22 protein-coding genes are annotated in these 20,503 nt (G+C 60.9%); 1 reads left to right on the top strand and 21 read right to left on the bottom strand.

The window, feature by feature from the left end; all coding sequences use genetic code 11:
* Positions 1–857 precede the first annotated feature (857 nt).
* The 21 genes from CS390_RS04715 to trmJ all read right to left on the bottom strand — a co-directional run bounded on the left by CS390_RS04715 (position 858) and on the right by trmJ (position 19,485).
* A complete protein-coding gene (locus tag CS390_RS04715; RefSeq protein ID WP_065761960.1) occupies positions 858–1,649 on the bottom strand; it encodes an amidohydrolase in 792 nt (263 codons plus the stop codon).
* Positions 1,637–2,785: a pyridoxal phosphate-dependent aminotransferase gene (locus CS390_RS04710; RefSeq protein WP_099773613.1), complete on the bottom strand. Its 1,149-nt coding sequence runs from the start codon at positions 2,783–2,785 to the stop codon at positions 1,637–1,639. Before CS390_RS04710 ends, CS390_RS04715 begins: the two co-directional genes overlap by 13 nt.
* Before the next feature lie 136 nt (positions 2,786–2,921).
* Positions 2,922–4,388, bottom strand: coding sequence for a ribosome biogenesis GTPase Der (gene der, locus CS390_RS04705; RefSeq protein ID WP_099773612.1), 1,467 nt, complete (start codon positions 4,386–4,388; stop codon positions 2,922–2,924).
* Positions 4,389–4,504: 116 nt separating this feature from the next.
* Positions 4,505–5,656, bottom strand: coding sequence for an outer membrane protein assembly factor BamB (gene bamB, locus CS390_RS04700; protein ID WP_065761365.1), 1,152 nt, complete (start codon positions 5,654–5,656; stop codon positions 4,505–4,507).
* Complete coding sequence (locus tag CS390_RS04695; protein WP_065761364.1) at positions 5,649–6,290, bottom strand: YfgM family protein; 642 nt, start codon at positions 6,288–6,290, stop codon at positions 5,649–5,651. The genes bamB and CS390_RS04695 overlap by 8 nt, the downstream gene beginning before the upstream one ends.
* 39 nt (positions 6,291–6,329) lie before the next feature.
* A complete protein-coding gene (gene hisS / locus CS390_RS04690; protein WP_065761363.1) occupies positions 6,330–7,619 on the bottom strand; it encodes a histidine--tRNA ligase in 1,290 nt (429 codons plus the stop codon).
* Between the two features lie 23 nt (positions 7,620–7,642).
* Positions 7,643–8,752, bottom strand: a complete 1,110-nt coding sequence (gene ispG / locus CS390_RS04685; RefSeq protein WP_065761362.1) for a flavodoxin-dependent (E)-4-hydroxy-3-methylbut-2-enyl-diphosphate synthase — start codon at positions 8,750–8,752, stop codon at positions 7,643–7,645.
* Positions 8,753–8,755: 3 nt separating this feature from the next.
* A complete protein-coding gene (locus CS390_RS04680; protein WP_099773611.1) occupies positions 8,756–9,802 on the bottom strand; it encodes a RodZ domain-containing protein in 1,047 nt (348 codons plus the stop codon).
* Positions 9,802–10,560, bottom strand: coding sequence for a type IV pilus biogenesis/stability protein PilW (gene pilW, locus CS390_RS04675; protein ID WP_099773610.1), 759 nt, complete (start codon positions 10,558–10,560; stop codon positions 9,802–9,804). The genes CS390_RS04680 and pilW overlap by 1 nt, the downstream gene beginning before the upstream one ends.
* 13 nt (positions 10,561–10,573) lie before the next feature.
* Positions 10,574–11,719 carry a 23S rRNA (adenine(2503)-C(2))-methyltransferase RlmN gene (gene rlmN, locus CS390_RS04670; protein WP_065761359.1) on the bottom strand — a complete coding sequence of 382 codons (1,146 nt, stop codon included), beginning with the start codon at positions 11,717–11,719 and terminating at the stop codon, positions 10,574–10,576.
* A 28-nt stretch (positions 11,720–11,747) separates the two neighbouring features.
* Positions 11,748–12,173 (bottom strand): nucleoside-diphosphate kinase, encoded by a 426-nt coding sequence (ndk, locus tag CS390_RS04665; RefSeq protein ID WP_065761358.1) that lies wholly within the window; start codon positions 12,171–12,173, stop codon positions 11,748–11,750.
* A gap of 90 nt (positions 12,174–12,263) precedes the next feature.
* Complete coding sequence (gene iscX, locus CS390_RS04660; protein ID WP_065761357.1) at positions 12,264–12,464, bottom strand: Fe-S cluster assembly protein IscX; 201 nt, start codon at positions 12,462–12,464, stop codon at positions 12,264–12,266.
* Between the two features lie 14 nt (positions 12,465–12,478).
* The gene (gene fdx / locus CS390_RS04655; RefSeq protein ID WP_065761356.1) at positions 12,479–12,820 is read right to left on the bottom strand and encodes an ISC system 2Fe-2S type ferredoxin; all 342 of its coding nucleotides are present in this window, start codon (positions 12,818–12,820) and stop codon (positions 12,479–12,481) included.
* A 3-nt stretch (positions 12,821–12,823) separates the two neighbouring features.
* Positions 12,824–14,686 (bottom strand): Fe-S protein assembly chaperone HscA, encoded by a 1,863-nt coding sequence (gene hscA / locus CS390_RS04650; RefSeq protein WP_065761355.1) that lies wholly within the window; start codon positions 14,684–14,686, stop codon positions 12,824–12,826.
* Between the two features lie 41 nt (positions 14,687–14,727).
* Positions 14,728–15,249, bottom strand: coding sequence for a co-chaperone HscB (gene hscB / locus CS390_RS04645; protein ID WP_065761354.1), 522 nt, complete (start codon positions 15,247–15,249; stop codon positions 14,728–14,730).
* A gap of 8 nt (positions 15,250–15,257) precedes the next feature.
* The gene (gene iscA, locus CS390_RS04640) at positions 15,258–15,581 is read right to left on the bottom strand and encodes an iron-sulfur cluster assembly protein IscA (protein ID WP_065761353.1); all 324 of its coding nucleotides are present in this window, start codon (positions 15,579–15,581) and stop codon (positions 15,258–15,260) included.
* A gap of 28 nt (positions 15,582–15,609) precedes the next feature.
* Positions 15,610–15,996, bottom strand: coding sequence for a Fe-S cluster assembly scaffold IscU (iscU, locus tag CS390_RS04635; RefSeq protein WP_002552476.1), 387 nt, complete (start codon positions 15,994–15,996; stop codon positions 15,610–15,612).
* A gap of 46 nt (positions 15,997–16,042) precedes the next feature.
* Complete coding sequence (locus CS390_RS04630) at positions 16,043–17,257, bottom strand: IscS subfamily cysteine desulfurase (protein ID WP_065761352.1); 1,215 nt, start codon at positions 17,255–17,257, stop codon at positions 16,043–16,045.
* Positions 17,258–17,299: 42 nt separating this feature from the next.
* Complete coding sequence (gene iscR, locus CS390_RS04625) at positions 17,300–17,791, bottom strand: Fe-S cluster assembly transcriptional regulator IscR (RefSeq protein WP_065761351.1); 492 nt, start codon at positions 17,789–17,791, stop codon at positions 17,300–17,302.
* A gap of 152 nt (positions 17,792–17,943) precedes the next feature.
* On the bottom strand, positions 17,944–18,711 hold the full coding sequence (gene cysE / locus CS390_RS04620; RefSeq protein WP_065761350.1) for a serine O-acetyltransferase: 768 nt from the start codon (positions 18,709–18,711) through the stop codon (positions 17,944–17,946).
* The gene (trmJ, locus tag CS390_RS04615; protein WP_099773609.1) at positions 18,712–19,485 is read right to left on the bottom strand and encodes a tRNA (cytosine(32)/uridine(32)-2'-O)-methyltransferase TrmJ; all 774 of its coding nucleotides are present in this window, start codon (positions 19,483–19,485) and stop codon (positions 18,712–18,714) included. It lies immediately after the preceding gene.
* Positions 19,486–19,630: 145 nt separating this feature from the next.
* Between trmJ and suhB the strand changes: the two genes are divergently transcribed.
* Complete coding sequence (gene suhB, locus CS390_RS04610) at positions 19,631–20,446, top strand: inositol-phosphate phosphatase (protein ID WP_065761348.1); 816 nt, start codon at positions 19,631–19,633, stop codon at positions 20,444–20,446.
* Positions 20,447–20,503 lie beyond the last annotated feature (57 nt).

Here is a 20,503-nt window from a genome sequence, read left to right as displayed (position 1 = left end):
GCCTGCGATAGCCTCGGCACAGTGCCAGTGAGTTCGCGGCGCCTACAGGTTGCATTTTCGTTGGAGCTGGCTTGCCTGCGATGGCGTCGGTGGGGAGACCATGAGTTCGCGGCGTCTGCATCGCGGGCAAGCCCGGCTCCTACAGGTTGCATTTTCTGTTGGAGCTGGCTTGCCTGCGATAGCCTCGGCGCGGTGACAGTGAGTTCGCGGCGTCTGCATCGCGGGCAAGCCCGGCTCCTACAGGTTGCACTTTCTGTTGGAGCTGGCTTGCCTGCGATGGCGTCGGTGGGGTGACCGTGAGTTCGCGGCGGCTGCATCGCGGGCAAGCCCGGCTCCTACAAGTTGTTGGAGCTGGCTTGCCTGCGATAGCCTCGGCGCGGTGACAGTGAGTTCGCGGCGCCTGCATCGCGGGCAAGCCCGGCTCCTACAGGTTGCGCGGACTCTGTTGGAACTGGCTTGCCTGCGATGACGTCGGTGGGGTGACTGCGAGTTCGCGGGGCCTGTATCGCGGGCAAGCCCGGCTCCTACAGGTTGCGTGGGCTCTGTTGGAGCTGGCTTGCCTGCGATGACGTCGGTGGGGTGACCGTGAGTTCGCGGCGTCTGCATCGCGGGCAAGCCCGGCTCCTACAGGTTGCATTTTCTGTTGGAGCTGGCTTGCCTGCGATAGCCTCGGCACGGTGCCAGTGAGTTCGCGGCGTCTGCATCGCGGGCAAGCCCGGCTCCTACAGGTTGCACTTTCTGTTGGAGCTGGCTTGCCTGCGATGGCGTCGGTGGGGTGGCCGTGAGTTCGCGGCGTCTGCATCGCGGGCAAGCCCGGCTCCTACAGGTTGTTGGAGCTGGCTTGCCTGCGATGACGCTTACTGCAACTCGAAGACGTCGGCGTCCAGGTTCGCCGGGAAACGCGTACGGTAGGCTGCCAGGTCGGCTGCGCTCAACACCACGGTAAATACACCATCCGCCTCTCCCGCGCTGAGCAGGCTCTCACCCTGGAAATCCAGCACCTGGCTGTCGCCCGTGTAGGCAAAGCCTTTGCCGTCTGTACCCACCCGGTTCACCGCGGCCACATAACAGAGGTTCTCGATACCGCGAGCCGGTAACAAACGGTTCCAGTGCTGACGCCGTGCTGCCGGCCAGTTGGCGGTATAGAGCAGCAGGTCGGTGTCCTGAGGGTCACGGCTCCAGACCGGGAAACGCAGGTCATAGCAAATCAGTGGGCGCACCCGCCAACCGTTGATCTCGAACTGCACCTGACGCTCGCCGGGCGTGTAGTGCTTGTGCTCACCGGCCATACGGAACAGGTGACGCTTGTCATAGTGCAGGATTTCGCCGTCTGGGCGCGCCCAGAGCAGCCGATTACGATGGCTGCCGTCCGCAGCCTGGATGATCACACTGCCGGTGATCACCGCGTTGAGCTTCTTCGCCTGGCTTTTGAGCCATTTGTACGTCGGGCCATTCTCAGGCTCTGCGAGGCGTTCGGAGTCCATGGAAAACCCGGTCGTGAACATCTCCGGCAGCACAATCAAATCGCTGCCACGGGCCTGTTCCATCAGGGTTTCAAAATGTTCATAGTTGGCCAACCGGTCCTGCCACGCCAATGTGGTCTGGACCAGGGCAACGCTCAGGTTAGGCAGTGAGCTCAGATCGCGCATAGTTTCTCCGCTGCTTGGCGCAGCGTCTCCTCGCGTTTGGCAAAACACAGACGCACCAGGCGCTGTTCGGGAATAGGTTGCTGGTAGAACACCGATACCGGGATGGTCGCCACGCCGTGTTCACGGGTCAACCACACGGACATCTCGAGATCGTTAAGGTCGGGGCGGATCTGCGAATAGTCCACCAACTGGAAATAGGTGCCCGCAGCCCGGCTGAAGGTGAAGCGCGAGGGCGTCAGCAAGTCGCAGAACAGATCACGCTTGGCCTGGTAGAAGGCTGGCAATTCTTCGACATGCTCCGGGTGCGCAGCCATGAAGTCAGCCAGCGCCCATTGCAGCGGGGTCACGCCGCAGAAGTTCACGTACTGGTGAACCTTGCGCAATTCCGCGCTCAAGGCCGGCGGCGCAACCACATAACCGGTTTTCCAACCCGTAACGTGATACGTCTTGCCGAACGAGCTGACCACAAAAGCGCGCTGATACAGGGCCTCATGGGCCAGAACGCTGGCGTGGCTTACGCCATCGAACACCAGGTGTTCGTAGACTTCATCGCTGATCAGGTAGATATCGCGCTCGGCAATCAATGCCGCCAACTGGTCCAGCTCGGCACGGCTGATCAGCGCCCCACTCGGGTTGTGTGGCGAGTTCAGAATGATCATCCGCGTACGCGGGCTGAGCGCATCGCTGAATTTCTGCCAGTCGATGGAGAAATCGTTAGGGTTCAACTGCACATGCACGCAGCGACCACCGGCCAACGCCACCGACGGCTCATAGCTGTCGTAGCACGGGTCGAAAACGATCACTTCGTCACCCGCGCGAATCACCGCATGGATGGCACAGAAAATAGCTTCCGTCGCACCGGGAGTAATGGTCACTTCAGTGTCGGCATCAACCGTTACGCCATAACTGCGGGCGATCTTGGCTGCAACCTGCTCACGCAAGGCGGGCAAGCCGGTCATCGGCGAATACTGATTGTGCCCGGCAGCAATATGGCGGCCTACCGCATCGAGCAGTTCTTGCGGGCCATTGAAGTCGGGAAACCCTTGGGACAGGTTCAGGGCGCCGGTTTGCGCGGCGAGCTGGGACATGGTGGTAAAGATGGTCGTGCCGACGTTCGGCAACTTGCTGCTGATCATGTAACCCTCTTTCTACACAGAACATCCGGCTCGAGGCGGCACGGGAGGTAAGCCCCCGAGCATAGCGGATTGAACGGTCAGGAAAAAGGTTAGGTGATCCTAATCGCCGGCACAGCCGGCGATTAGGCCTGAAAGCTTACTTGCGCTTGTCTTTGCGCTTCTTCTCGGCTTTCTTGTGGTGCGACATCAAACGACGCTTCTTGTTGACCTGGCGGTCGGTCAGCGTGTTCTTGTTGCCTTCGTACGGGTTGTCGCTGCCCTTGTACTCGATGCGGATCGGCGTACCGACCAGCTTCAGTACCCGGCGATAGGTGTTTTCAAGGTAGCGCGAATACGACTTCGGTACCTTTTCAACCTGGTTGCCGTGGATCACGATCAGCGGCGGGTTGGCGCCACCAAGGTGGGCATAACGCAGTTTGATCCGGCGACCATTGACCATCGGCGGCTGGTGCTCGCTGACCGCGTCCTCGAGGATCTGGGTCAGGCGGCTGGTCGGCCAACGGGTCACCGCAGACTTGAACGAGGCCTGTACCGATTGATACAGGTTGCCCACGCCAGTGCCGTGCAGCGCCGAAATGAAGTGAATGTCGGCGAAGTCGACGAAGAACAGCCGGCGCTCCAGCTCGGTCTTCACGTAGTCGCGTTCGCTAGGCTGCATGCCGTCCCATTTGTTCAGGGCGATCACCAGCGCACGCCCCGCTTCCAGGGCGAAGCCCAGCAGGTTCAGGTCATGGTCAACCACGCCTTCGCGGGCGTCCATGACGAAGATCACCACGTTGGCGTCCTTGATCGCCTGCAGGGTCTTCACCACCGAGAACTTTTCAACTTCCTCGTGGATCTTGCCGCGCTTGCGCACCCCAGCCGTGTCGATCAGGGTGTACTTCTCTTCATTACGCTCGAACGGAATGTAGATACTGTCGCGGGTGGTGCCGGGTTGGTCATAGACGATCACCCGCTCTTCGCCGAGCATACGGTTGACCAGCGTCGACTTGCCGACGTTTGGACGACCGATGATGGCGATCTTGATCCCGTCCTTCTCGCTCGGACCAGGAATGCGCACGGCCTCCTCGCCCTCGGCGACGTTAAGGTCGACTTCTTCCTCGTCCTTGTCGCGCGGGAACTCACCCAGCACGGTTTCCAGCAGGCCATTGATACCACGGCCCTGGGAACCGGCCACAGGCAAGGCATTGCCCATACCCAGTGGCGAGAATTCGGCGATGGCCATCTGCGGATCGATGTTGTCGATCTTGTTCGCCACCAGGTACGAGCGCTTGTTGCGCTTGCGCAGGTGCTCGGAAATCATCTGGTCGGCGGCGGTCAGGCCCGCACGGGCATCCACCAGGAACAGGACTACATCGGCTTCTTCAATGGCCAGCAGCGACTGCTCGGCCATTTTTTCGTCCATGCCCTGCTCGTCACCGGAAATACCACCGGTGTCGACCAGAATGTAAGAACGCCCTTGCCAGCGCGCCTCACCATACTGGCGGTCGCGGGTCAGACCGGACAGGTCGCCGACGATGGCGTCGCGGGTCTTGGTCAGGCGGTTGAACATGGTGGATTTACCGACGTTCGGCCGGCCCACCAAGGCGATTACGGGAACCATGCGGCTCTCCACTGCGTAAATTCAAAAAATACAAAGGCCGCTGCACAGCAGCGGCCGGAGTTCGGACGGCACCAAAGTGCCGCAACCCGAGGCCCTTGCAGGCCTCAAGCATAGACTCAGCGAATGGTCAGCGCTTCCAGCTTGCCGCTGTTGCCATACACATAAATCGTGTCACCCACCACCAGCGGACGCGCGCGCAGGCCGTCACTGTCGATGCGCTCACGGCCAACGAAACGACCATCGACCTGGCTCAGCAAGTGCAGGTAACCCTCAAGGTCACCGACTGCCACATAGCTGGAGAACACCTCAGGGGCCGACAGCTGGCGACGTGCCAGCGAATCGTTGCTCCACAGTGCGGTGGACGAACGCTCATCGATACCTTCGACCGTGCCTGTTGCTTCGCTCACGTAGACGTTACCGAAACCTTGAGCGACACCTGCCGAACTGGAAGCATCACGCTGCCAGAGCACACGACCGCTTTCCAGTTCCAGGCCAGCAACACGCCCCTGGTAGCTAGCAACGTAGATCACACCACCCGACAGCAGCAAACCACCATCGATGTCCACGACACGGTCCAGCTCGGAACGGCCTTGCGGGATGGCCACGCGCTGTTCCCAGACCGGTACACCGTTCTGGGTATCAAGGGCGATGACCTTGCCGGTCGACAGCCCGGCAACCGCCAGACGGTTGGTCACGATCGGCGCGCCTGTGCCACGCAGGGTCAGTACGGCCGGGGTGCTTTCATAGATCCAGCGGCGGTCACCCGTGCTGGCATCCAGACCGATCACGCGGTCGTCCTGAGTCTGAACGACAACCACGTCACCGTTGGTGGCAGGCGGTGCCAGCACTTCGCTGGTAACGCGCGAGCGCCACTTTTCTTCACCGGTGCTGGCATCCAGGGCAATGACGTCACCCTTGAGGGTACCGACCATGACCAGGCCATAGCCAACACCGACGGCGCCGGAAACCGGCAGTTCCAGCTTCTTCTTCCAGATCACGTCGCCGTTCAGACGATCAAGGCCCATGACCAGGCCGTTGACGTCCGCAGCATAGATACGGTCGTTCTCGATAGCCGGAACGAGCATATTGAAGGTTTCGCCCTGACCGTCACCGATCGAACGACTCCATTGCTTTTTCAGCACCACTTCTTCGGTGAACGAAGTCAGCTCGGCCGGCGGCAGTTCCTTTTTACTGTTGCTGCTGCAACCCACGGCCAGAAGAGCCAAGGCCAGCACTGCGGCAGGTTTCCATGCGATCACGTCAGGCATCCCCTTTGGCCAGGTCGTCGAGCTTGAGTTGCAGGCCACCGATGGCGGCATCGTCAGAGAGCGCCGCCTTGGCCTTCTCATAAGCGCTATGGGCATCAGCACTGCGGCCCAGTTGCACCAGCAGGTCGCCCTTGAGCTCTTCACGGCTGGCAAGGAAGGCTTTGTCGGCATCACCATCAAGCAGTTTCAGGGCCTCGTCAGCCTTGTTCTGCGCAGCCAGCACGCGGGCCAGACGCTGGCGGGCGATCTCGCCCAGCGTGGCGTCGGCCGGCTTGTCCATAACGCTCTTCAGCTCAGCGGCTGCGTCATCCAGCTTGCCGCTTTCAACCGCAACCTTGGCCACGAACAGGCTGGCGTACTGCGCATAGGCAGAACCGCCGAACTCGCTCTTGAGCTTGCCGGACAGTTCGGCAACCTTGGCGGTATCAGGCTGACCGCTCGGCGTGAGGGTCGTTTCCAGCAAGGCCTGGTAGAGGTTGGAGGCGCCTTGCGACTGATTGCCCTGGTACTTTTGCCAGGCCTGCCAGCCGAATACCACCACCAGCGCCAGCAGGCCACCGGTTACCAGTGGCTTGCCGTTACGCTGCCACCAGTCCTTGAATGCCGCCAGCTGTTCATCATCGGTACTCGACACCCCAATACTCCTTTTCACCAAATCGGCTGTTGACCCGCTTCACGCCTGCGCGAGGGAAGCTTCCAGGTGCTCGGCCAGAGCATCCCAGGCAATGTTTTGTTGTTCGCCCTGACCACGCAGGGGTTTGAAACCTACCACTTGTTGCGCCAGTTCGTCGTCCCCCAGGATCAAGGCGAACAGCGCTGCGCTCTTGTCGGCCTTCTTGAACTGGCTCTTGAAGCTGCCACCACCGGCGTTCACCTGCAGACGCAGGCCCGGCAGACGATCACGCAGCTTCTCGCTCAGGGTCAGGCCAGCCAGCTCGGCCTGCTCGCCGAACGCACACAGGTAGACATCGACCTGACGGTTGATCGACTCGGGGATCTGCTCCAGGGTTTCCAGCAGCAGGATCAAGCGCTCGATACCCATGGCGAAACCAACGCCCGGGGTCGGCTTGCCGCCCATCTGCTCGACCAGACCGTCGTAACGGCCACCCGCGCACACGGTACCCTGGGAACCGAGCTTGTCGGTGACCCACTCGAACACGGTCTTGCTGTAGTAGTCCAGGCCGCGTACCAGCTTGGTATTGATGACGTAAGGAATGCCAGCGGCATCCAGGCGCGCCTTCAGGCCTTCGAAGTGCACGCGAGACTCTTCGTCCAGGTATTCCTCAAGCTTCGGCGCACCGACCAGTACCGCCTGGGTGTTCGGGTCCTTGCTGTCGAGGATGCGCAGCGGGTTGCTTTTCAGGCGGCGCTGGCTGTCTTCGTCCAGTTCGCTCAGGCGTGCCGAGAGGAACTCGACCAGGGCATCACGATAGCGCGCACGGGCTTCGCTGGTGCCCAGGCTGTTCAGCTCAAGCTTGACCGCGTCGCGAATCCCCAGCAGGCCCCACAGGCGCCAGGTCAGGACGATCAGCTCAGCGTCGATGTCCGGACCGTCGAGGTTGAAGACCTCGACACCGATCTGGTGGAACTGACGGTAGCGGCCTTTCTGCGGACGCTCGTGGCGGAACATCTGGCCGATGTACCACAGTTTCTGTACCTGGCCGCCGCCGCTGATGCCGTGCTCCAGCACCGCGCGAACGCAGGCTGCCGTGCCTTCAGGGCGCAGGGTCAGCGAGTCGCCGTTACGGTCGGCGAAGGTGTACATCTCTTTCTCGACGATGTCGGTCACTTCACCAATCGAGCGCTTGAACAGCTCGGTGAACTCGACAATCGGCGTACGAATCTGACGATAGCCGTAGGTGTCGAGCAGGCCGGCCACGGTGCTCTCGAAGTAGCGCCATAGCGGGGTCTGCTCGGGCAGAATGTCGTTCATGCCACGGATGGCTTGCAGCGATTTGCTCACGGGAAATCCTTAGCGATACGGTGTCAGCCGCGGGCGATCAGCGCCGCGTCGGCCTCGGCCTTCTCGGCCGCTTTCTGGCGGATCAGCTTTTCCAGCTCATCAACCAGGTTGTCATTGGTCAGTTTCTGCGACGGCTTGCCATCGATGTAGATCAGGTTCGGCGTACCACCGGTCAGCCCGACATGGGCTTCCTTGGCTTCACCGGGGCCATTGACCACACAGCCGATGACCGCAACGTCCAGCGGTACCAGCAAGTCTTCCAGGCGCCCTTCCAGCTCGTTCATGGTCTTGACCACATCGAAATTCTGCCGCGAGCAGCTCGGGCAGGCGATGAAGTTGATACCACGCGAACGCAGGTGCAGCGACTTGAGGATGTCGTAACCGACCTTCACTTCTTCGACCGGATCGGCCGCCAGCGAGATGCGGATAGTATCGCCAATCCCTTCGGCAAGCAGCATGCCCAGGCCAACCGCCGATTTTACCGTCCCCGAACGCAGGCCACCGGCTTCGGTGATACCCAGGTGCAACGGCTGGATGATCTGCTTGGCGAGCAAACGGTAGGCTTCGACGGCCATGAACACATCGGACGCCTTCACGCTGACCTTGAAGTCCTGGAAGTCCAGGCGATCGAGGTGCTCGACATGGCGCAGGGCCGACTCAACCAGCGCAGCCGGGGTCGGTTCACCGTACTTTTTCTGCAGGTCCTTTTCCAGCGAACCGGCGTTGACGCCAATGCGGATCGGGATACCACGGTCACGTGCCGCATCGACCACCGCACGCACACGGTCTTCACGACCGATGTTGCCCGGGTTGATACGCAGGCAGTCGACACCCAGTTCGGCCACGCGCAAGGCAATGCGGTAGTCGAAGTGAATGTCTGCCACCAAGGGCACGCTGACCTGTTGCTTGATCTTGCCAAACGCTTCGGCAGCGTCCATGTCCGGCACCGAGACACGCACGATATCGACACCGGCATCGACCAGCCGGTTGATCTGCGCCACGGTGGCGGCGACATCGTTGGTATCGGTGTTGGTCATGCTCTGGACGGCAATGGGTGCATCGCCGCCGACAGGTACATTACCTACCCAGATTTTCCGGGATTCGCGCCGTTTGATCGGAGATTCGCCGTGCATGACTTATTGTCCCAACTTCAGGCGAGCGGTCTCGCCACTGGTGAACGGCGCAAGGTCGACTGGCTGACCGTTGTAGCTCAGTTGCACGCCCTTGGCGTAGCCGAAGCGCACCGCAAACGGTGGCTTGCCGCTGACGTCCAGGCTGTCGCCCTTGCGCTTGATGGCACTGAACAGCACCTTGCCGTTGCCGTCGATAACTGACGTCCAGCAATCGGCATTGAATTGAACATGCACCTTGCCACTGCCTGCAACCGCAGGCTCTGCGGCCGCGACGACAGCAGCCGGGGCCACAACTGGGGCCGGGGCCGGAACGACGGGCTTGGCCGGCGCAACAGGTACTGCAGGTGCAGCCGGAGCGGCTGGCGCTGCAGGCACGACCGCTGCAGCAGCGGGTTTGGCAGGCGTCACAGCCACTGGCGCGGCTGGAGCCACGGCCGCTGCTGGTTCGCTCGCAGGTGCAGGGGCTTCCACGTCTGGCTGGGCCTGTTCAAGGCTCAAATCAGTGCTTTGCGGTTGTTGCGATGCATCGACGGCCTGATCTTCCGGCTCGTCCAGCGGATGAATTTGCGTCGTGCCGTCGGCGCTCTCGACCTCGACATGCTCCATGGCAATGGTCGCCAGGTCCTTGCCATGCCGACGGGTTTGATCCTGCCACCAGAAATAACCACCACCGACCACCGCCAGCAGCAGCACGAGGCTTACGCCACGCAAAATGTTATGCGACAACCGCACAGGCTCTTCAATACGGCCCAAGGCATGCACATCGCTGCCCTGGGCATGGGTGCCAGTGCACTGGTCAAAGGCCTGAACCAACGCTGCCTGATCCATGTCGAGCAACTTGGCGTAGGCACGGATATAACCACGGGCAAAGGTATGCCCAGGCAGCTTGTCGAAGGCGCCGGCTTCAAGATTGCTCAGGGAACTCACGGTCAAGTTGAGCTTGTGGGCCACTTCGGCCTGCGACCAGCCCCTGTTTTCACGGGCCTGACGCAAAATCTCACCGGGATTCTCGCGAGTCGCTGCTACTGCTTCGGGATGCGCCGCTTTCATCATTGCTCCGACAGGTATTGCTGATATTCCGGCGTACCGGGATAAAGTCGTTGTAATTGCAGGCCCAGCTCGGCGGCCTTGTTCGATTCTTCAAACACCGTTGCCAGGCGACTGCCCAGCAGCAGGCTGCGGGCATTGGGGTCGCTCAGTTGGCTGAAACGATCGTAGAAGTCTCGGGCCGGCACATAATGCCTGTCTTCGTAAGACAACTCAGCCATTTCCAACAACGCGTGGGGTTGATGACGGTTGAGCCGTAAAGCCTTTTCCAGGTATTCCCGCGCCTGCTCGCGCTGATCGAGCTTCAAGGCGGTTAGCCCCAGGCTTTCGAACACCCGCGAACGTTCAGGATACAGGGTATCGGCAGCCGCGCGACGAAACATCTGCTCGGCATCGGTGTAGCGGCCTTGAGCATAAAGGAAGCTGCCGAAATTGTTGCGAATTCGGGTGTTGTCCGGGGCCTGCGCCAGCGCCTTGCGAAAGTGCTGCTCTGCCAGTGCCGCTTCACCTTCAGCCTGGAACACCAGGGCCAGGGCAGCATGCGCATCAGCATCGTCAGCATTGAGTTCAAGGGCCTTTTTCAACGGCCACTTGGCACGCTCGGTCAACCCCTGCTTCAAGTACCCCAGGCCCAACTGCACATACGCCTGAACCGCCTCGACCCGCGCCTTGCTGCTGACCGGCGTACCAGGCTCACCGGTCGACGCACAGCCTGCCAACAGAGCGACCAGCAGGATCGGCAGCGCAGCGCGTGGGGTCATGGAGATCCTCTCTTCAGTTCTGCACGGCCGTGTTCGGCGCATCACCATCAGCATTCAACTGACGAACGGCGATGTAACGCTCACTACGACGGGTGCGATCCATGACCTGACCGACCAACTGACCACATGCCGCGTCGATGTCTTCACCACGGGTGGTGCGTACCGTCACGTTGTAGCCGGCATGATGCAGGTGGTCCTGGAAACGGCGGATAGCGTTGTTGCTCGGCCGCTCGTAACCGGAATGCGGGAACGGGTTGAACGGAATCAGGTTGATCTTGCACGGAACGTTTTTCAGCAGCTCGGCCATTTCCACGGCATGTTCGAGCTTGTCGTTGACGTCCTTGAGCAGGGTGTACTCGATGGTCAGTACGCGCTTTTCGCCCAGCTCGGACATGTAGCGCATGCACGAGTCGAGCACCACGCTGAGCGGGTACTTCTTGTTGATCGGCACCAGTTCGTTGCGCAGCGCATCGTTCGGCGCGTGCAGCGAAAGTGCCAGGGAGACGTCGATGTGCTTGGCCAGCTCATCGATCATCGGTACCACGCCGGAGGTGGACAGGGTCACCCGGCGCTTGGAAATGCCATAGCCGAGGTCGTCCATCATCAAATGCATGGCCGCGACGACATTGTCGAAGTTCAGCAGCGGCTCGCCCATGCCCATCATCACCACGTTGGTGATGGCACGGTCGATCTTGGCCGGTACAGTGCCGAACGACTTGTTGGCAATCCACACCTGGCCGATGACTTCGGCGGCGGTGAGGTTGCTGTTGAAACCTTGCTTGCCGGTGGAGCAGAAACTGCAGTCCAGGGCGCAACCGGCCTGGGACGAGACACACAGCGTGCCACGCTTGCCCTGGGGGATGTAGACGGTCTCGACGCAGCTGCCGGACGCCACGCGCACGACCCATTTGCGGGTACCGTCGCTGGAGATGTCCTCGCTGACCACTTCCGGACCGCGAACCTCGGCACAGGCCTTGAGCTTTTCGCGCAAGGCCTTGCCGACGTTGGTCATGGCGTCGAAATCATCAACGCCAAAGTGGTGAATCCACTTCATGACCTGACCGGCACGGAAGCGCTTCTCCCCGATTGAGTCGAAGAATTTTTCCATTTCCGGCTGGGTTAGACCCAACAGGTTGATTTTGCCAGTCGATGTCGTCATGGATTCACCCTCACTCGTCAGCCTTCGCTTAGCGAGTGGTTACTTCAGTAGCTGCGAAGAAGTAAGCGATTTCGCGAGCAGCAGCGGCTTCGGAGTCCGAACCGTGTACGGCGTTGGCGTCGATGGACTCAGCGAAGTCAGCGCGGATGGTGCCAGCAGCAGCTTCTTTAGGGTTGGTAGCGCCCATCAGCTCACGGTTCAGAGCGATGGCGTTTTCGCCTTCCAGAACCTGGACAACAACTGGACCGGAGGTCATGAAGGCAACCAGGTCGCCGAAGAAGCCACGAGCGCTGTGCTCAGCGTAGAAGCCTTCAGCTTCGGCTTTGGACAGTTGCTTCATTTTCGAAGCGACGACGCGCAGGCCGGCTTTTTCGAAACGAGTGGTGATCTCGCCGATGACGTTCTTGGCAACTGCGTCAGGCTTGATGATCGAGAAAGTACGTTGAACAGCCATGGAAAACTCCAGAAACAGTAAGTGAAGCGAAAAATTAAACCCGCGAATTATACGCGGGTTCTTAGGGATTGCCTAACCTGCCGAGCGTACTCAGTCGGCTTCGTCGATCCAGGCGGCCTGGATCGCTTCCAGAACCTTCTCGCCGCCACGCTGTGGATCGTCGCTGAACTCCGGCAAAGCCAGAACCCACTGATGCAGATCGACGAAGTTCACATAACGAGGATCGACTTCCGGCTTGCTTTCGGCAAGCTGGATTGCAATTTCAAGTACATCAACCCATTTCAGACTCATGATGGCTCCTTGAATCAGTGCGGCGCTTCGGCGGCCAGGTTGATCGTGTACTTCGGAATCTCGATGGTCAGGTCTTCCTCACCCACGAATACCTGACAGGCCAGACGCGACTGGCGCTCCAGGCCCCAGGCCTTATCGAGCATGTCTTCTTCGAGCTCGTCAGCTTCCTCGAGCGAATCGAAACCTTCACGCACGATGCAATGGCAAGTGGTGCAGGCGCACACGCCGCCACATGCGCTTTCCATCTCGATATGGTGCTCGTGGGCCAACTCCAGGATATTAGTACCCGGCTCCACCTCCACCACAAGACCGTCCGGACAGAACTTCTCGTGGGGCAGAAAAATCACCTGCGGCATCAGTTATTCCTCGATCTCATTCAGGTTGCGCCCGGCCAACGCGGCTTTTACCGTCGAATCAAGGCGGCGGGCTGCAAAAGCATCGGTCACCTGCGACAGACGCTTGGTCTGCTGCTCGATGGCTGCGCCATCGGTGCCGTTCATCAATTCACGCAACTCGTGCATCTGATGCTCGATCGCCAGACGCTCTTCGGCGCTGAGCAAACGGTCACCATCGACATCCAGGGCGCCTTGCACCGCCTCGATCAGGCGCTGAGCATCGACCTGGTGCTCGCGCAACTGACGGGCGGTCTTGTCGAAGCCGGCGTGCTCGAAGGAGTCCTTGAGCATGCGGGCGATCTCACCGTCGGTCAGACCGTAGGACGGCTTGACCTGAATGCTGGCCTCGACACCCGAACCCAGTTCACGGGCCGCCACGCTGAGCAGGCCATCGGCGTCGACCTGGAAGGTCACACGGATTTTTGCGGCACCGGCAACCATCGCCGGGATGCCACGCAGCTCGAAACGCGCCAGGGAACGGCAGTCGCTGATCAGCTCACGCTCGCCCTGCAGCACATGAATCATCATGGCTGTCTGGCCGTCTTTGTAGGTGGTGAACTCCTGAGCGCGTGCTACCGGGATCGTGGTGTTGCGCGGAATCACCTTTTCCATCAGGCCACCCATGGTCTCAAGGCCCAAGGACAGCGGGATCACGTCAAGCAGCAGCAACTCGCCACCGTCGCGACGATTACCAGCCAGGGTATCCGCCTGAATGGCAGCGCCAATGGCCACGACCTGATCCGGGTCGATTTCGGTCAGTGGCGTACGCCCAAACAGTGCGCCAACCGCCTCGCGCACACGCGGCACGCGGGTCGAGCCGCCGACCATTACCACGGCCCCGACTTCGTCCAGCTCAATGCCACTGTCGCGCACCGCACGACGGCAAGCCTTGAGGCTGCGTGCGACCATCGGCTCAATCAGCGCATCAAACGCTTCGCGGGTCAGCTCAGCCTGCCATTGACCGTAAGCCACCGGCACGCTATCGGCCGTGGTCAGGGCTTCCTTGGCGGCACACGCCGTTTGCAGCAGCTGGCGCTGCGCGCCCGGATCGAGGTCAGCCGACAGGCCGGCCTGCTCAACGATCCAGCTGGCAATGGCGTGATCGAAATCGTCGCCGCCCAGGGCACTGTCGCCGCCGGTAGCCAGCACTTCAAACACGCCGCCGGTCAGGCGCAGGATGGAAATATCGAAGGTACCGCCACCCAGGTCATAGATGGCCACCAGGCCTTCGGCATTCTGGTCCAGGCCATAGGCCACCGCGGCCGCGGTTGGCTCGTTGAGCAGGCGCAATACATTGAGGCCCGCCAGCTTGGCGGCGTCCTTGGTGGCCTGGCGCTGAGCGTCGTCGAAATACGCTGGCACGGTGATCACCGCACCCACCAGTTCACCCCCGAGGGTGTCTTCAGCACGCTGGCGCAGTACCCGCAGGATCTCGGCCGAAACCTCTACAGGGCTTTTCGCACCCTGCACGGTATCGATGAACGGCATGTGCGATTCACCGCCGACAAAGCGGTAAGGCAGTTGATCACCCAACTGTTTGACATCCGCCAGGCCACGCCCCATCAGGCGCTTGACCGACAATACGGTATTGAGCGGGTCGCTGGAGGCAGCCGCCTTGGCTGAATGCCCGACCTCGACGCGGTCAGCGTGGTAACGCACCGCAGACGGCAGGATAACCCGACCTTCGGAGTCGGCCAGTGGTTCGGAAAGACCGCTGCGCAGCGCAGCGACCAGCGAATTGGTGGTGCCAAGGTCGATGCCCACCGCCAGACGACGCTGGTGGGGCTGAGGGCTCTGACCGGGTTCAGCGATCTGCAGTAGGGCCATGCTTATTCGGGTACCAGAGGGGCCGCCAGGGCGGCACCGGGTTAATCGTCGAGGCGCTCTTCCAACTGGCGCACTTCGTAGGCGAGCTTGTCGAGGAACTGCATGCGGCGCATCAGGCGCTCGGCCTGCTCACGCTGCGCAGCCACATCCCAGCAAGCGGCGAAGTCCTCATTGAGGGCCTCCTGAGCAACTTTCAAGCGGTGCTTGAAGGCTGCAACGCCCTCGAGGTCGGCACTGTCCTGCAGGTCTTCAAGCTCCTCGCGCCACTGCATCTGCTGCAGCAGGAACTGAGGGTCGTGGACGGTGACTTCCTGCGGCACTTCATGGCCGCCGATCGCCAGCAGGTAACGGGCACGTCGCGGCGCGCTCTTGAGCGTCTGGTAGGCTTCATTGAGGCCAGCCGAACGCTCCAGCGCCAAGCGCTGCTCGCGCTCGGAAGCATCGGCGAAGCGGTCCGGATGGACCTCGCGGGCCAGCTCGCGATAACGCGCGGCCAACTTGTCGAGGTCCAGGCGGAAGCCAGGTTGCAGGTCAAACAGGGCGAAATGACAAGGAGTACCCACAATCTGCCTCAAACGTTGAAGCTTTCGCCGCAGCCACACTCACCGCGCACGTTGGGGTTGTTGAACTTGAAGCCTTCGTTCAACCCTTCCTTGACGAAATCGAGCTCGGTACCGTCAAGGTAAACCAGGCTTTTCGGGTCGATGATCACCTTCACGCCATGGCTTTCGAAGACCTGGTCCTCACTGCCCTGCTCGTCGACGAACTCCAGCACGTAGGCCAGACCGGAGCAGCCGGTGGTACGTACGCCCAGGCGAATGCCTTCACCCTTGCCACGTCCTTCGAGGGAGCGCCGCACATGGTTGGCGGCGGCTTCTGTCATGCTGATAGCCATCGGAACTCCTTAACCTGCAACAAGCGACTTAGAGCAAGCCTTTCTTCTGCTTGTAATCACGAACGGCCGCCTTGATGGCGTCTTCGGCGAGTACCGAGCAGTGGATTTTAACCGGCGGCAGCGCCAGTTCTTCAGCCAGCTGAGTGTTCTTGATGGTTTCAGCCTCGTCCAGCGTCTTGCCCTTCATCCACTCAGTGGCCAGGGAGCTGGAAGCGATAGCCGAACCGCAGCCATAGGTCTTGAACTTGGCGTCTTCGATAACACCCTGCTCGTTGACCTTGATCTGCAGGCGCATGACGTCGCCGCACGCAGGTGCGCCAACCATGCCGGTACCGACATCCGGGTCCTCGGCATTCATCTTGCCGACGTTACGCGGGTTTTCGTAATGGTCGATGACCTTTTCACTGTATGCCATGGTGCAATTCCTTCCTCATCAGAGAGCCGCTCTTGCTGGCGACTACTTAGTGCGCAGCCCACTCGATCTTGGAGATGTCGACGCCGTCTTTGTACATGTCCCACAGCGGCGACAATTCGCGCAGCTTGGTAACTGCCTCGCACACTTTCTGCGCGGCGTAGTCGATTTCTTCTTCAGTGCTGAAGCGACCGAAGGTGAAACGGATAGAACTGTGTGCCAGCTCGTCGTTGCGGCCCAGGGCGCGCAGCACGTAGGACGGCTCCAGCGAGGCCGAGGTGCAGGCCGAACCGGACGAAACGGCCAGGTCCTTGAGCGCCATGATCAGCGACTCGCCTTCGACGTAGTTGAAGCTCAGGTTCAGGTTGTGCGGTACGCGGGCGGTCATGCTGCCGTTGACGTACAGCTCTTCCAGGCCTTCGACCTGCTTGAAGAAGCGCTCGCTCAGGGCCTTGATACGCTGGTTTTCGCTGGCCATTTCCTGCTTGGCGATGGCAAAGGCTTCACCCATGCCGACGATCTGGTGGGTGGCCAGGGTGCCGGAACGCATGCCACGCTCGTGACCGCCACCGTGCATGGTGGCTTCCAGGCGTACGCGAGGCTTGCGGCTGACGTACAGCGCGCCGATACCTTTAGGGCCGTAGGTCTTGTGGGCCGAGAAGGACATCAGGTCGACCTTCAGCTTCTGCAGGTCGATTTCGACCTTGCCAGTGGACTGGGCCGCGTCGACATGGAACAGCACGCCACGGGAGCGGGTCAGCTCACCGATGGCGGCGATGTCGTTGATGGTGCCGATTTCGTTGTTCACGTGCATGACCGAAACCAGGATGGTGTCGTCACGCAGTGCCGCTTCAACCATGGCCGGGGTAATCAGGCCGTCTTCACCGGGCTCGATGTAGGTGACTTCAAAACCTTCACGCTCCAGTTGGCGCATGGTGTCCAGGACCGCCTTGTGCTCGATCTTGGAGGTGATGAGGTGCTTGCCCTTGGTCGAATAGAAGTGCGCGACACCCTTGATTGCCAGGTTGTCGGACTCGGTGGCACCGCTGGTCCAGACAATTTCCCGCGGATCGGCATTGACCAGGTCAGCAACCTGGCGACGAGCATTTTCGACCGACTCTTCGGCTTTCCAGCCAAAAACATGGGAGCGCGAGGCCGGGTTACCGAAGTTTCCGTCGACCAGCAGGCACTCGCTCATTTTCTGCGCGACGCGTGGGTCGACCGGCGTGGTCGCGGAGTAATCGAGGTAGATCGGCAACTTCATTGAATATCTCCTATCAGGCGGTCGCGTCGCGCGTCGAAACGGTCATTCGACGGCGGACGTCTCAATCTTGTCCAGCTGCGGTGCCCGGCCTGCGATTCGACGCAAGTCCTGACGCTGGGCGACCTCTTGCACGTCACTGCGAGTGACAAGGTCAGCCAGGCTGATACCGCTGAGGAATTCGTGAATCTGCTGGCTGAGATCGCACCACAGGTGGTGAGTCAGGCAGGTATCGCCGGCGTGGCAATCACCCAGGCCCTGGCAGCGCGTAGCATCGACCGATTCATTGACCGCATCGATAACTTGCGCGACTTGAATGCTTCCCATGTCTCGCGACAGCTGATAGCCACCGCCCGGACCGCGCACACTGGAAACCAGACTGCTACGACGCAGCTTGGCAAACAGCTGCTCCAGATAAGAAAGGGAAATGCCTTGGCGCTCGGAAATGTCGGCCAGGGACACCGGCCCATGCTGCGCGTGCAATGCCAGGTCGAGCATGGCGGTCACGGCGTATCGGCCTTTTGTAGTCAGTCGCATGGCTAGTAGGTACCACGGAGTTACGGGATGTGAGCGAGTATGCTATTCCCGAGCATTTAAGTCAACTATAAGACCTAGTGCTTTAGTCGGGATTGAGCCTGGACGGCGGCAGAATAATAGCAAAGTCGGGGCGTGAGCACACGCCCCTTCTGTCAATGCGTCGCGGCGTCGCTACGCGGCTCGGCCTTAACCTCGGCAAAGTCCTCGTCGCGCAAGGCAGGCAGCTCCTTGGCACAGTAGTCACTGCCCAGGTTTTTCAAGGCACCGCACATGTCCTCCAGGCGCCCATCCACCGCATGCAGGTGATCAAGCAACTGACCAATGGCGCGCGCGACCGGGTCTGGCATGTCTTCGCTGACGCCGTAGGCATCAAACATGGCCTTGCGCTTGGCTTCCTGCTCGGCATCGGTCTTGACGATGATGCGCCCCGGAATACCTACCGCCGTGGCACCGGCCGGCACGGCCTTGGTCACCACGGCGTTGGAGCCGATCTTGGCCCCGGCACCGACCGTGAACGGGCCGAGCACCTTGGCACCAGCACCCACGACCACGCCATCTTCCAGCGTGGGGTGGCGCTTACCCTTGTTCCAGCTGGTACCGCCAAGCGTCACGCCCTGGTACAGGGTGACATCGTTGCCGATCTCGGCCGTCTCGCCAATCACGATACCCATACCGTGATCGATGAAGAAACGCCGCCCCACCTTGGCACCCGGGTGAATTTCGATGCCGGTCAGCCAACGGCCGAAGTTCGACACCAACCGCGCCAGCCACTTCCACTCCCGCACCCACAGGGCATGCGCTGCACGGTGCAGCCAGATTGCGTGCATACCCGGGTAGCAGGTCAGCACCTCAAAGGCATTGCGCGCCGCCGGATCACGGTGGAAAACGCTCTGGATATCTTCACGCAGACGCTCGAACATCTATTGATCCTTCCGCTTATGCGGCTCGCCACGGGCCATTTTCTGGGTTTCCGTGAGGATGCCGCGCAAAATACTCATTTCCGAACGATTCACCGAACTACGCCCATACAGTCGACGCAAGCGCGACATCAGGTGCTTGGGCTTCTCCGGGTCGAGAAAACCGATCTCGACCAGGGTCTTTTCCAAATGCTCGTAGAACAGCTCCATCTCATCCATGGTCGCCAGCTCGCCACTGCGTACCGACGCCACTTCGACTTTCTCGACTTTCGACGGCCGCCCCTCGATGGCCAGCCATGCCATGCGCACCTCATAGGCGAGCACCTGCACGGCGGCCCCAAGGTTCAGCGAACTGAAGTCGGGGTTGGACGGGATATGCACGTGATAATGACATCGCTGCAGCTCGTCGTTGGTCAGGCCGGAGTGCTCACGCCCGAACACCAGGGCGACTTCAGCGCCCTGCCCGGCATCCTCGATCACCTTCGCGCCACACTCGCGCGGGTCGAGCATCGGCCAGGGGATGCGCCGATCACGGGCACTGGTACCGATCACCAACGTACAACCGACCAGCGCCTCTTCAAGCGTGGCCACCACCTGGGCACCCGCCAGCACGTCATCGGCACCCGATGCACGGGCACTGGCTTCGTGGGAGGGGAAATGGAGCGGATCGACCAGTACCAGACGCGACAAGCCCATGTTCTTCATGGCACGCGCAGCCCCACCGATATTGCCGGGGTGGCTGGTATTGACCAGGACAACACGAATATTTTGCAGCACGGCAAGGGCTCACAGACACGGTAAAGGGGGAGCAAATCTTACAGAACCGACCGACGTTACGCTACGAAAGCAAATGTCACCCTTCTTCACAGAAAGTTTTCTGATAGAATGTCCGGCTTTCTTTAACGACCCAGGTGAAACGTCCATGCAGCCCATGCTGAATATCGCGCTGCGCGCCGCCCGCAGCGCCAGTGAACTGATTTTCCGCTCCATCGAGCGCCTGGATACCATCAAGGTTGATGAGAAGGACGCCAAGGACTACGTGTCCGAGGTCGACCGCGCCGCCGAGCAAACCATCATCGCGGCCCTGCGCAAGGCTTACCCTACCCACGCCATCTACGGCGAAGAAACCGGCCTGCACGCCGGCAGCGGAGAAGGTGAAGACTACCTGTGGATCATTGACCCACTGGACGGCACCACCAACTTCCTGCGTGGCGTACCGCACTTCGCTGTCAGCATCGCCTGCAAGTACCGCGGCCGCCTGGAACACGCCGTAGTTCTGGACCCTGTCCGCCAGGAAGAATTCACCGCCAGCCGTGGCCGTGGCGCCCAACTGAACGGTCGTCGCCTGCGCGTCAGCTCCCGCACCAGCCTGGAAGGCGCACTGCTGGGCACCGGCTTCCCATTCCGTGACAACCAGATGGACAACCTGGACAACTACCTGGGCATGTTCCGCTCCCTGGTTGGCCAGACCGCAGGCATCCGCCGCGCTGGCGCCGCCAGCCTCGACCTGGCCTATGTGGCCGCCGGTCGTTTCGATGCGTTCTGGGAGTCGGGCCTGTCTGAATGGGACATGGCTGCAGGCACCCTGCTGATTCAAGAAGCGGGCGGCCTGGTGAGCGACTTCACCGGCGGTCACGACTTCCTGGAAAAAGGCCACATCGTTGCCGGCAACATCAAGTGCTTCAAGGCGGTACTGACGGCCATCCAGCCGCACCTGCCGGCCTCGCTGAAACGCTGAGTTCCAGCCAAGCAACAAGGCTAATGACAAAGCCCCTGACCGAAAGGCCAGGGGCTT

Origin of the sequence: Pseudomonas sp. HLS-6 (assembly GCF_002753995.1) — a bacterium.
Taxonomy (GTDB): Bacteria; Pseudomonadota; Gammaproteobacteria; order Pseudomonadales; family Pseudomonadaceae; genus Aquipseudomonas; species Aquipseudomonas defluvii.
Note: the sequence above shows the minus strand (reverse complement) of the source record. Positions and strands in the feature narration are given on the sequence as shown.

Coding starts and splice junctions, on each gene's coding strand:
- CS390_RS04715 (WP_065761960.1), bottom strand. CDS start 1,649: ATGCGCGATCTGAGCTCACTGCCTAACCTGAGCGTTGCCCTGGTCCAG.
- CS390_RS04710 (WP_099773613.1), bottom strand. CDS start 2,785: ATGATCAGCAGCAAGTTGCCGAACGTCGGCACGACCATCTTTACCACC.
- der (WP_099773612.1), bottom strand. CDS start 4,388: ATGGTTCCCGTAATCGCCTTGGTGGGCCGGCCGAACGTCGGTAAATCC.
- bamB (WP_065761365.1), bottom strand. CDS start 5,656: ATGCCTGACGTGATCGCATGGAAACCTGCCGCAGTGCTGGCCTTGGCT.
- ispG (WP_065761362.1), bottom strand. CDS start 8,752: ATGCACGGCGAATCTCCGATCAAACGGCGCGAATCCCGGAAAATCTGG.
- CS390_RS04680 (WP_099773611.1), bottom strand. CDS start 9,802: ATGAAAGCGGCGCATCCCGAAGCAGTAGCAGCGACTCGCGAGAATCCC.
- pilW (WP_099773610.1), bottom strand. CDS start 10,560: ATGACCCCACGCGCTGCGCTGCCGATCCTGCTGGTCGCTCTGTTGGCA.
- rlmN (WP_065761359.1), bottom strand. CDS start 11,719: ATGACGACATCGACTGGCAAAATCAACCTGTTGGGTCTAACCCAGCCG.
- ndk (WP_065761358.1), bottom strand. CDS start 12,173: ATGGCTGTTCAACGTACTTTCTCGATCATCAAGCCTGACGCAGTTGCC.
- iscX (WP_065761357.1), bottom strand. CDS start 12,464: ATGAGTCTGAAATGGGTTGATGTACTTGAAATTGCAATCCAGCTTGCC.
- fdx (WP_065761356.1), bottom strand. CDS start 12,820: ATGCCGCAGGTGATTTTTCTGCCCCACGAGAAGTTCTGTCCGGACGGT.
- hscA (WP_065761355.1), bottom strand. CDS start 14,686: ATGGCCCTACTGCAGATCGCTGAACCCGGTCAGAGCCCTCAGCCCCAC.
- iscA (WP_065761353.1), bottom strand. CDS start 15,581: ATGGCTATCAGCATGACAGAAGCCGCCGCCAACCATGTGCGGCGCTCC.
- iscU (WP_002552476.1), bottom strand. CDS start 15,996: ATGGCATACAGTGAAAAGGTCATCGACCATTACGAAAACCCGCGTAAC.
- CS390_RS04630 (WP_065761352.1), bottom strand. CDS start 17,257: ATGAAGTTGCCGATCTACCTCGATTACTCCGCGACCACGCCGGTCGAC.
- iscR (WP_065761351.1), bottom strand. CDS start 17,791: ATGCGACTGACTACAAAAGGCCGATACGCCGTGACCGCCATGCTCGAC.
- cysE (WP_065761350.1), bottom strand. CDS start 18,711: ATGTTCGAGCGTCTGCGTGAAGATATCCAGAGCGTTTTCCACCGTGAT.
- suhB (WP_065761348.1), top strand. CDS start 19,631: ATGCAGCCCATGCTGAATATCGCGCTGCGCGCCGCCCGCAGCGCCAGT.